This window comes from Pedobacter sp. 01T416_2 (genome assembly GCF_056398925.1).
On the sequence record NZ_JBFTQI010000378.1, the window covers coordinates 1 to 5645 of the forward strand.

The window sequence follows — 5645 nt, forward strand, 5'->3', positions numbered from 1 at the left end:
ATCACGGAGTTTGAGGTGAAAATGAAGCTTGATTTCTTCAAATATTGGATTTTGAACATTCAATTTTGCGAATACCGAATTGGTTTTGGCCAAATAAGTTTTAATCTGTTCTAATGTATTTTTAGAAACTTTTGGCTTTAATGGATTTGGCGCATTGCTGATCGAAATATCGGGCACGGCAATAATAGTTACCTGGCCGGGCGATAAAGAATTATAACTGCTTACATTCCCATTGTAAAAAGTGTGGTTAATGCATTTTGCCGTGTACACATTCGGGAATTGGGCCAAAATAAGACGCTCGTAATCCCACAGGGTGATGGATCTCCTTTTGTGCCGTAAAATTTCGCTAACCCTTAAATAATATTCATTACCGCTTTCTATTGCCTTCCCATCAAATGAGCCATAAGGTTGAACTACCTTTTTCACGGCGCTATCGGGTTCTTTTAGCTTGGCAATCACCYCTGCTTCGATGGCTATTTTTTCGGGTACAACATCATCATAAACAGAAAATTGAGCCTCACTGGCTTGAGCAGTAATGGAGATAATATCGCACACTGCCGCTGCATTGCTTATTACCGAAGCCCTTAGCCACAACAGACCAGTCGGCAATACAGTATTATCGGTATTTACGGTTTTAGGAATATTTAAGGTAACTATGCCTGTTGTTAACAATCCGTTTGTCTGTTCCCTTAAAATCTCTATGTTTTTAAATTCTTTCCAGATGTTATGTTGAAGATAGGCCCATGTTACCACTGCTTTATCAAAATCGGGATCGGCGCTACCCTCACTAACCTGTAACAATAAACTTAAATTTTGCGGAACAATTGCATCGCTTAGGCCAATGTATAACTCAGCATCATTGGATTTAGTAGGAAGTAACGATACAGACCCATGCGTAAAGGGATGTGCTTCGGCAAGGCCGAAAGGCTCAACAAAATAAAACCTGTGGATGCGGTTATCGTAAGTTGACTTAACATCGCCCGCTACCGAAAGATTTATGGTGGCTGCGCAGCTATAATCGATCGTTAAATTCTGGATAAGTGGCAAATATGGAGGATTGGGCAATTTAGGCACCGTGGTTTTACCAATTACCGCTGTACTAAATACCAGTTGATAATCGGCCTGGCCAAATGTACCTTTGGTAAATTTAAGTTTTAGATAGCCCCGTTCGGTCTCAAGGTTATAAGCATCATTTACTTCGGTATTATAATCTGCATCGAAAGTATCTGGTATATTTAAATCTGTAGAGAACTGTGCATTGGGTGCAACTGTATCTGCTGCACTAAAAAGTGAAACCTCTGCCGATGTAGCATTTATCCAATTGCGATGTAAGAGAAAGGAAACTTCTGCTTTATAATCACTATTATTAACATATTTGGTTGCATCACGGCCATTACTAGCATTAGCCAAATTGGTGTAAAGGTCGTAATATGTAACAAAAGGAACGGTAGGTAGGCCTAAATATTCAAAATTTAGCTTTAAACTACTGAGATCATGCTGAAAAACCTCTTTGCTGCCTATATAAAAATTAGCGCCAATACTGGGAATCGGACCAAAAATTTCCATAGGTTTAGCAGCATCGAGTTTACCTAAACTGTTCTGTACAAATAGATTTTTCACCCCCTGTACATCCGTTTTAATGACCACATTATCTATTGAAGCAAAGGTTAGGCTGGCATAAATATTTGGGGTTGATAGTATTTCTATCTTCAATACCGGAAAAGCGGTTCTGAAATCTTCTATATGAAGTTTTTGACTATAATCGATCAATTTAGGTTTGCTTTCATCAGCAAAGAGCACAATTTCGAGCACACTGGTACTCGTTAATGATACAGCAGTAATGTCTACCGCTGTCCACCCTTTTTCTGCGGTAATACTGGCCTTAAAATTTTCGGGCTTAATTACCGGCGCTGCCAGATAAGGCGCACGATAAGAAAAGGTAAGTGTTATTTTACGTTTGCCTTCGGCCATTCTAAACAGTGGAGAACTTATGGCAAAACCAATATTAGCTTTATTTCGATCGGTGTTGCCAAAAGTATCCCAGCTTCCATCCTGATTGGCCAACTCTCCTCCATTGCCATCGCCAGAATTTGCGATTGGTGAAGCATAAATTTTAGTTTTTTCAGCTTGATCAACCAAAATAGATTTAATACTCGCTACCTGTGTATGGCTAAAGCTGAAAGAAGATAACAGCTTGTAAAACTGTTCTTGTTTTTTACTGTTTTTGCCTGCTTTAAACTCAGTTTTATCGTTTAATATGTATTGAGAAATGTGTTTCGCCAATTCTACAATCAAATATACTTTATCGGGCTCGGCTGCCTTTTTTTCGAAGCCTAAAACGGTTTCAAAAAAATAATCTAAATGTTTGCCTGTAAACTGATTGAGGTCTTTTTGAGCAATGGCGTATAAATCCAAAAAAGAATCGAAAAGTGCCAAATGTGGTTCTGAGGTGCCATCCTCATTAATTTCACTGATATTAAAAACACTTTGCCAATCTGTCTTTTTCTCTGTTCCATCAAAATAGTAATGGTTAATATAAGCCGCCAAATTATCGCAAAATTGATAAAGGCTTGCTTTACTTCTTTCATCAATGGCAACAAAAGATGCATCCAAAGCTTTTGGCAAGCGGTTTAAACGGCTTGTTCCGTTTCTTGGTGCAGTATTTTTATTGCAATTGGTGCTCATTTTTTCAAATATTTGTTCCTTCGGTTAAATAATATGGGTAAACAATATTGTTCCTGGTATTGGTACTTCTGATGGTATATTCTACCACCAGGTTAATTACCCCAAACTCTACATTTTTAAAAACATCTAGTTTATCGAGCTTAATGCGCGGCTCGTAATAAATTATTGCCCTTCTAATCCTTTCGGTTATCCGCGTTACCAGCGTAACATTAATGGGTTCAAAAATCATATCTTCTACATTGCAGCCATACTCAGCCTGCATCACCCTTTCGCCAACCGCTGTTCCGAACAGGATCTCGAGGCTTTGGTTAATATCTACCACATCGCTTACCATGCTGGTAGCAAAGCGTTTTATGCCTTCGTATTTGACTATCTCTGGCGGAAAGGCCCATCCCTTACCTAAAAAATTGCTTTCTGTATCCATTTTTTAACCTATTGAAACTGTCGGACATCCAACTACAGCACTTGCCCCGCAAATACAGGTATCACCTGTTCTAACTGCTGGCAAACCACCTATCAACACTGTCGCACTTCCCGTCGGAAAAGGGCTTACCGTTGGCTGATGGCTATTTGGTGGCAATACACAAACGTGATTATCGCCAACTACACATGCAGGCATCCCCCCAATTAATACCGTTGGTACGCCAGGACCTATAATTGTGCCACCGTGGTTTGTGGTATCGGTAACTCTCGCTGCGTTTGCCATATTTTTAATTTATCTGCACCATACTTCCTTTAACTTTTGTAATGGCGGATGAACTGACTTCTGTGCCCGCGCTTCCGCTTAATTTTAATTGTGCGTTGGCATTGGTTGTAATATTGGTTCCATCTATTTTAAAGTCGCCTGATGCTTTTAGTATGATATCTTTAATACTTTCAATCTTGATCCCATCCTCGCTCATCTCTATTTTATTCCCATTAATATCCTGAATGTCAATCTGTTTCTGATCTTCATCCAGTGTAATAAAATTGCCTCCAGGTGTTTCTATCTTTATAATCTTCTTTTCATCATCAAACAATACCTGAAGTTTTGATTTGGTAGATAATCCTTTTAAATAATTATCATCTTTTGCTTCTAGATGAGGTGGAAATGAACTGCTATACAATCTACCCAGAATCACTGCATCGCGAGGATCATCATTTATAAAACCAATAATTACCTCATCATTTATTTCGGGATTCCAAACCCATCCATGTTCTTTTCCTGCATCTACACTGGCCAATCTTGCCCAAATGCCATCTCCTTCATTTTCGACAGTGGGCAAACGTACCCTTATTCTATTTTCACCGTCGGGATCGCTTTCTAATTGGGTAACAATACCGATCTGCAAACCATTTACCGGGGGGATGATCCCTGTGGCAGGCTTTTCTACAATATCATCGAAATTGTAGCTATGCATTTTTTGATCAAGGCCAAACTGAACATGGCTGTACCAGGCGGCTTCTCCAGAGTAACTATGGATTACCCCCGTAACCAAGCATTTCCCACTAAACCTTTCGCCTATTCCCAATAATTCAACTATAATTCCGGGTTTTAACTTGTTATCGCCCTGCACCCTAAAATTTCCGATAACCCTGTTCAACCTGCTTCTAAACAGTTGTGCTGTTGCCCATTCGGTCGATTCCTGTTCAGCTACATTGCCCGAATGATATAAGCTGTTATCTTCCCAGCCCAACACTTCTGCCAAATCATCGCCGGAAATATTACCTTGCTGGGGTAAAGGTTTTGCGGCCGATGTACCTTCTTTTACTTCCTGGTTGGTATAATTCCAGCTTTTGGTTAGTACCTGTGGATATTGGGTGCGGGCATCCATCTGAGCTTCAAAATCATAAATCTCCGATCCATAGGTATAAGTTGCCGTGCTTTCCTGACTCGCATTGGGCATACCGATAGTCAATTTTCCTGCTTCTGCTATAACCAAGGCACTGTTTAGCTCGGCCCTGGTAACAATAAAATCCCAATTGCTGCAATTAAATTGTACCAGTTGTTTATGTTGTAAACCCAATCCGTCTATATCGGCTGTAATTCCATTCTGGCCTACCAGATCGGTTATTGCATCGCTATCACTTGCGTCTTCCCATATCTTGTTTTTTCGTCCTGCGGTAAGTTTAACGGCTTTATCCCTACATTCTATTTCCATTTGGCTCCCATCCTCGTTAGCCCTAATGGTCTGGCTGATAATTAAACCAGAGAATATCATTTCATTTTCGCCATTGTAACCAGCAGCAATGCTTATTTCGGCCCCTGGAATAAAATTGGTTCCATTGCTTAAATCGAAATTTTGCGCAGCCGCGCTACCATCCATTACTACCACTTTAGCTTTAGGTATGGCATTAACCACATTGGTTACCATAATTTCTAAAATACCAACCGCATCGGGCAAAACTTGTCCGTTTATGGTAATGCTAAAACTTTGTACTCCTGAGTTGGCTGGCATGGTATATTATTTTTCAATCGGTGGAAATGAAATGTTTTGTCCTTGTTTTAATTTCCTAAAATTGTTCAGTTTATTGGCCTTGGCCACTTCTAAGTAATATCTATCGGTTTTATAAATATTGTAAGTCATTAATGGGAGCGAATTATCGCCTTCAACATTTCTGTAATGTGTTAAATCGGGCGAACTGCGCCGCTGTTCGTTAGATTGCTCGGTAAGAGATGTATAACTGGTAAAAGTGCAATCTGTTTTCGCTCTTAATGGTTTTCCGGTATTATCGAACAAGGTGTAGGTAACTTTAACAGCGGTTAACATTCCCTGAAAAGTGAGCTCACCCCAGTGTATTTTTAAAAAATTTGGCTGATGGGTATCTTCTTTAATCTTAAAACAGGTATCGATAAATTTTTCGATTACTTTATGTACTGTTTTATCATTCTGAACATCAGTTTGAAAAGTAGAATTGCCCGAGTAAGAAGCTGATGTTGCGTCCCACAAAAGGTCGAGATTTAGCTCCTTGCCCCTTGT

Annotated in this window: 5 protein-coding genes; all 5 read right to left on the bottom strand. The window is 39.7% G+C overall.

Features of this window, described 5'->3' with window-relative positions:
• Positions 1-2685: hypothetical protein (locus AC1DPQ_RS15985; RefSeq protein WP_477610201.1), on the bottom strand; the 2685-nt coding region annotated here is incomplete at its 3' end.
• Between the two features lie 4 nt (positions 2686-2689).
• A complete protein-coding gene (locus AC1DPQ_RS15990) occupies positions 2690-3109 on the bottom strand; it encodes a GPW/gp25 family protein (protein WP_477583686.1) in 420 nt (139 codons plus the stop codon).
• 3 nt (positions 3110-3112) lie between these two features.
• The gene (locus AC1DPQ_RS15995; protein ID WP_477583687.1) at positions 3113-3391 is read right to left on the bottom strand and encodes a PAAR domain-containing protein; all 279 of its coding nucleotides are present in this window, start codon (positions 3389-3391) and stop codon (positions 3113-3115) included.
• A 4-nt stretch (positions 3392-3395) separates the two neighbouring features.
• Complete coding sequence (vgrG, locus tag AC1DPQ_RS16000; RefSeq protein WP_477610203.1) at positions 3396-5123, bottom strand: type VI secretion system tip protein VgrG; 1728 nt, start codon at positions 5121-5123, stop codon at positions 3396-3398.
• Positions 5124-5129: 6 nt separating this feature from the next.
• On the bottom strand, positions 5130-5645 hold a 516-nt coding region (locus AC1DPQ_RS16005), incomplete at its 5' end, for a CIS tube protein (protein ID WP_477610205.1).